The sequence below is a fragment of the Staphylococcus sp. GW821-FHT11H10 genome, assembly GCF_058807855.1.
Window position 1 is genome coordinate 1 of the sequence record NZ_JBXARC010000042.1, and the last position, 5,567, is coordinate 5,567.

5 protein-coding genes are annotated in these 5,567 nt (G+C 30.5%); 1 reads left to right on the forward strand and 4 read right to left on the reverse strand.

The window, feature by feature from the left end; translation table 11 throughout:
• Positions 1 to 101: 101 nt before the first annotated feature.
• The 3 genes from AC1RRU_RS12370 to AC1RRU_RS12380 are packed head-to-tail and all read right to left on the reverse strand — an operon-like array spanning position 102 to position 2,874.
• On the reverse strand, positions 102 to 527 hold the full coding sequence (locus tag AC1RRU_RS12370; RefSeq protein ID WP_053023395.1) for a YtxH domain-containing protein: 426 nt from the start codon (positions 525 to 527) through the stop codon (positions 102 to 104).
• 20 nt (positions 528 to 547) lie between these two features.
• Entirely contained in the window at positions 548 to 1,240 is a 693-nt protein-coding gene (locus tag AC1RRU_RS12375) for a pseudouridine synthase (RefSeq protein ID WP_011275470.1), read from the reverse strand.
• A complete protein-coding gene (locus AC1RRU_RS12380; RefSeq protein WP_016931417.1) occupies positions 1,237 to 2,874 on the reverse strand; it encodes a putative polysaccharide biosynthesis protein in 1,638 nt (545 codons plus the stop codon). The genes AC1RRU_RS12375 and AC1RRU_RS12380 overlap by 4 nt, the downstream gene beginning before the upstream one ends.
• A gap of 273 nt (positions 2,875 to 3,147) precedes the next feature.
• Here AC1RRU_RS12380 and AC1RRU_RS12385 point away from each other — a divergent pair, with 273 nt between their 5' ends.
• Complete coding sequence (locus tag AC1RRU_RS12385; protein WP_011275468.1) at positions 3,148 to 4,398, forward strand: BaiN/RdsA family NAD(P)/FAD-dependent oxidoreductase; 1,251 nt, start codon at positions 3,148 to 3,150, stop codon at positions 4,396 to 4,398.
• A gap of 96 nt (positions 4,399 to 4,494) precedes the next feature.
• On the opposite strand, the gene AC1RRU_RS12390 is transcribed toward AC1RRU_RS12385, so the two are convergent.
• Positions 4,495 to 5,567 (reverse strand): DUF1542 domain-containing protein (locus AC1RRU_RS12390; protein WP_136718798.1); only part of this gene is annotated, 1,073 nt, incomplete at its 5' end.

Sequence of the window (5,567 nt, forward strand, 5' to 3'; positions counted from 1 at the left end):
TAAATAAAGAAGCCAGTAAATGAATTTGTTAAAACTCATTTACTGGCTATTTCTCTAGGGTTTATGTCCCAGACTCAAAAACATCTTAGATAAAATCAAGATTAGTCTTTATCTTCTAATGCATTATTATTTTTCTTTAAGTCTTCTTCAGTGACAACTCTTAAATTGTTATTAACAGTTGCGCCACCTTCATCATCAAATTTACCTTCTTCTAATGAATCTTCTTTATTAGCATCTAAATTAGTAAATTTTGATTTTTCTTCTTCTAAAAATGATTTTGGATCATTTTTTAAACGATTAGCATAGTCTCGAGGATTATTTCTAACTTCTTGAATTGTTTCATTAGCTTTAGAACTTAATTGACTTGCTAAGCCTCTTGCATTTTCTTTGTAACCCTCTGGATCTTCTTTATATTTATTATATTGTTCTTTTAATTTATCTCTGCTTTCTTTTCGAGATAATACTACTGCTACAGCTGCAGCGCCAACACCAGCAATTATTCTAAATAAACCTGTAGTTTTAGCCATATTAAACACCTTCTCCTTTGTTAATGCTGTAAAAGTTTTAATTCTTTATCTGAAAGTAACTTATACTCTCCAGATTTGAGATTTTCATCTAACGCCAAATTAGCGATTTTAAGACGTTTTAATTCTAATACCTCATTTTCAATGGCGTGAAACATCCTTTTAACTTGATGATATTTACCTTCATAGATAGTAACATGTGATATAGTTTCATTTATTCTAGTTAATTGTGCTGGTTTGACTGGACCGTCAGAAAGGATGATGCCTTTCTTAAATGCGTCAATATCAACTTTAGTAACGGGTTTTTTCGATGTCACTTCATATGTCTTAGAAACATGTTTAGAGGGACTCATTAAATCATGACTAAATTGACCATCATTAGTAATAAGTAGTAAACCTTCAGTATCCTTATCTAGCCTTCCAACAGGAAAGATATTTAGATGTTGGTATTCCGGAATTAAATCAATTACAGTACGATTTGATTCATCGTGTGTAGCTGAAATATAACCTTTTGGCTTATTAAGCATAATATAAACATTGTTAACGAACTCAACTTGCTTGCCATTTACATGAACTATATCTTCTGTAGGATTAATGTGAGATTTAGGTGACTTCTCAACTGAGGTGTTAACTGTGACCTTTCCTTTTTTTAAAAGATGTTTAACTTCAGTACGCGTTCCAACACCCATATTTGCTAAAAATTTATCTAGTCTCATCTTAGGAATCCAACTTTACGACGAATCTTACCAGGTAAATCCCCTAAAAACTCATCAGCTAATCTGTTCTTAATTGTTATTGTTCCATAAATCAGTCCACCAACTATAACACCTATAATTAGTATTATAAATGCACCAGATTTTCGATCTACAGAAATAAATAAGCTTAGTAAGAAGTATACTACTTCAACACTTATCATCATGATTAAACTATAAATGAAAATTTTAGCAACTTGAACCAATGTATCTGTAAAGTGGAACTTGGCATAAACTTTTAAAATCATTAAGTTTGCAACATTGGCAACCATTAATGCGATTGCAGTACTTAAAACAGCTCCTGATGTATGGAATATCATAATTAAAGGAATATTTAAGATTAATTTAACAAATACTGAGCCTAAAATTACAAAAACTGTTAATTTTTGTTTGTTTATTCCTTGTAACATTGAGGCAGTAACACTCAATAAAGAAATTAATATTGCAACAGGCGCATAATAAAATAATATTTTATTACCATCTGGATTGTACTGGTAAAATACTGTATATAATGGTGAAGACAATGCCATTATACCTAGACTAGCCGGAACTGTTATATACATTAATACACCAATTGAAGTTTTAATTTGGCGATGCATTTCATTTAAGCGACCCTCTGCAAAAGTTTTGGTAATAAATGGTATTAAACTAACAGCAAATCCAGCTGCTAAAGATGTTGGTATCATGACAATTTTATTTGTTGTAAAGTTTAAAATTGTAAAGAAATAGTCTTTATTCGCATGAAATCCTGCTGCATCTAGTGCATTATTATGTGTAAATTGATCCACTAAATTAAATAAAGGGAAATTCAAACTTACAATAACAAATGGAACACTATATGAAATAATTTCCTTATACATTTTTGTGTATGGCACGTCCAAACCGGTATGATCAGAAGCTACCATTTTCTGTATATGTGGTTTACGTTTACGCCAGTAATACCAAAGCGTTAACAAACCAGCAATTGCACCTATAGCAGCTGCAAATGTTGCTATACCATTTGCTTGTAGATAAGAACCATGAAAAACATTTAATACTAAAAAACTACCTATAAGAATAAAAACTATTCTAGCAATTTGTTCTGTTACTTCTGAAACTGCTGTAGGACCCATAGATTCATAACCTTGAAATACTCCACGCCAAGTAGCAAGTAATGGTATGAACATAACTACCATACTAATAACTCGGATAATCCATGTGATATCATCTATTGTCCAACCGCCTTTGCCTTCTTTACGTCCTAACGTTAAAGCAGCAATGTCTGGTGCTAAGAAGAATAATATTAAAAATCCAATTATTCCAGAAATGGACATCACTATAAAACTCGATTTATACAATTTTTGTCCAACTTTATACGCACCTAAGGCATTATATTTAGCTACAAATTTTGAAGCCGCTAACGGTATGCCTGCGGTTGCTACTGCAATTGCAATATTATATGGAACATAAGCATAGTTAAATGGTGCTAACTTTTCTTCCGCATTTGCACCCATAATGGCATAAAAAGGAATTACAAAAAGTACACCTAAAATTTTAGTAATAAGAATACTTAATGTAATGAGAAAGGTACCTCTTACCATTTCCTTATTTTCACTCATATTTAATCTTCCTGCCTTTTTAATAATCAAATTATTTAATTTAAAAACTGTAATTTTTAAGGGCTTGCATTACTATAAAATATATCACAAAATACTAATTGTTTACTAATTACTTTAATAGTTTTACTAAATTTAAGTTTAAACGCATAATAAATCAAGATATATAATTAATTAATGATGAACCAATCTTAAATTATAACTAAATTTATTGAGAATTCAAACGTATTTTAATTTATAATAAGAGAACTATGATTAACAAATGGAGGTTACTCTATGTATCAAACGATTATTATAGGTGGTGGACCTAGTGGGCTTATGGCAGCGGTTGCTGCATCAGAACAAAGTCAAAATGTACTCTTATTAGAGAAGAAAAAGGGTCTGGGTAGAAAACTTAAAATTTCAGGTGGTGGTAGATGCAATGTTACAAATCGTTTACCTTACGCAGAAATTATAAAAAATATCCCTGGTAATGGAAAATTTTTATATAGTCCCTTTTCAGTATTTGATAATGAATCGATAATCGACTTCTTTGAATCTAGAGGCGTCAAATTAAAAGAAGAAGACCATGGCCGTATGTTCCCTGTCTCAAATAAATCTCAAGATGTAGTTGATACACTTGTAAATACCATAAAACAAAACAAAGTTGACATAAAAGAGGAAACTATCGTCAATGAGATTAATGTAGAAGATAACGGAACTTTTGAAGTTACAACCGATAAAGGTATTTTTTCAAGTAAAAGTGTCATTATTGCAACTGGTGGAACTAGTGTGCCTCAAACAGGTTCAACGGGTGACGGCTATAAGTTTGCTAAAAAATTAGGACATAGTATCACTGAACTCTTCCCTACTGAAGTCCCTATCACTTCAGCAGAGCACTTTATTAAATCCAAAGAACTTAAAGGTTTAAGCCTAAAAGACGTAGAATTATCTGTACTTAAGAAAAATGGTAAAAAAAGAATAAGTCATAAAATGGATATGATATTCACTCATTTTGGTATAAGTGGTCCTGCAGCGTTAAGATGTAGTCAATTTGTTTATAAAGAACAAAAAAACCAAAAGACAAAAGAAATTAATATGCAATTAGATGTTTTTCCAGAATACAAAAATCATGTTCTAGAGAAAAAAATAACATCTATTTTAAATGAAGAACCTGATAAATATATAAAAAATAGTTTAAGAGGACTTATAGAAGAACGCTATTTGTTATTTATGCTGAATCAAGCTCAAATCGATGAAAATACTACATATCATCACCTATCAAACCAACAACTAAAACAATTAGTTGACTGTTTTAAAGCCTTTACCTTTAAAGTGAACGGCACTTTACCAATTGATAAAGCCTTTGTAACTGGTGGTGGTGTAAGTTTAAAAGAAATTTGGCCAAAAACGATGATGTCAAAATTACAACCTGGATTATTTTTATGTGGAGAAGTATTAGATATTCACGGTTATACAGGTGGCTATAATATTACAAGTGCACTTGTTACAGGACATGTAGCAGGTTACGAAGCAGGTAAATTTTAATAAAAAGAACTCCCTAAGATTATTCTAGTAATATGTAGAATAATCTTAGGGAGTTTACTATTCATCTTGCAATCCAATAAATATAAATGTGATTTTTTACTTCGACGCTCTTCTTCTCATTGATCTTAAAATTAAGAATAAACCACTTACAAATGTGAATGAAATTAATGGACTTGATGTATCATTATTTATACCAGTGTTTGGTAATTGATATCTTCCTTTTTCATTTCTAACTTTATGATAAGCTTTATTAGTTTTATGTTGCTCAGTAGTTATTATCACAGATGCATTTTCATTATTGATAAGTGATTTTTTATTATTTTGCTTGTTAATTTTAATATTTGCAAATTGAATTTTAACATCATTTACTATCTTATTTATTGTATTATTTCTTGAAGCAAGATCAATATCTTTGAATGATTTTTTAACTATTTGTTCAATGATGACTTTAATTCTATCTTTTTCCTCTTTTGAAACGCCATTCATATTATTTAATTTATTTTTCAATTGTCTAGCTATTTTTTCAATTTTTTTCTTTGCATTTAATTTAGCTTTATTTTCAGGTAAAGTTTTAGTAATTAATTTGCTATATTCTGCATCTATTTTAGTCACTTCATAAGATGTTTTAGCTTTTTCTATTTCAATTTTAGCTTTTTCAAAAAGTAGTTTAATCATTTGTTTTGCTTTGGCTTTTTCTTCTTCAGTTGCCAAATGATTAGAATCTATTTTTGTCATCTGTTGTTTGACTAATTCCTGTAAGTGCTTAATTGCTTTTGATTTTGCTGAATTATCAGCTTCAATATTATTGATGGCCGTTTTACCTACATCAATCGCATTATCGACTTCAGAGTTGTTAACCGCTTTATCTATCGCTTGTTTTATTGTTGTTGCGGCTTCATCTACTTTTGATTTTGCTGCTACTTTTTCTTCTTCTGTCGCATTTGAGTTTCGATCGATTTCTGCTTTCTTAGCTTGTGCAACGTTGTCTATTTCTGCTTTTGCTTGATCTTTTTTAACAACCGCTGGTTGCACTTGATTGATTGATTCGACTCCACTCTCTTTTGCTGCGTCCACTCCTACGTTATTTGTTGTTTGGTCTATCGCATTCTTAGCTGTTGTTACTGCTTCATCAACTTTAGCTTTTGCTGCTGCCTTCTCTTCATCTGTCG

Coding starts and splice junctions, on each gene's coding strand:
- AC1RRU_RS12370 (WP_053023395.1), bottom strand. CDS start 527: ATGGCTAAAACTACAGGTTTATTTAGAATAATTGCTGGTGTTGGCGCT.
- AC1RRU_RS12375 (WP_011275470.1), bottom strand. CDS start 1,240: ATGAGACTAGATAAATTTTTAGCAAATATGGGTGTTGGAACGCGTACT.
- AC1RRU_RS12380 (WP_016931417.1), bottom strand. CDS start 2,874: ATGAGTGAAAATAAGGAAATGGTAAGAGGTACCTTTCTCATTACATTA.
- AC1RRU_RS12385 (WP_011275468.1), top strand. CDS start 3,148: ATGTATCAAACGATTATTATAGGTGGTGGACCTAGTGGGCTTATGGCA.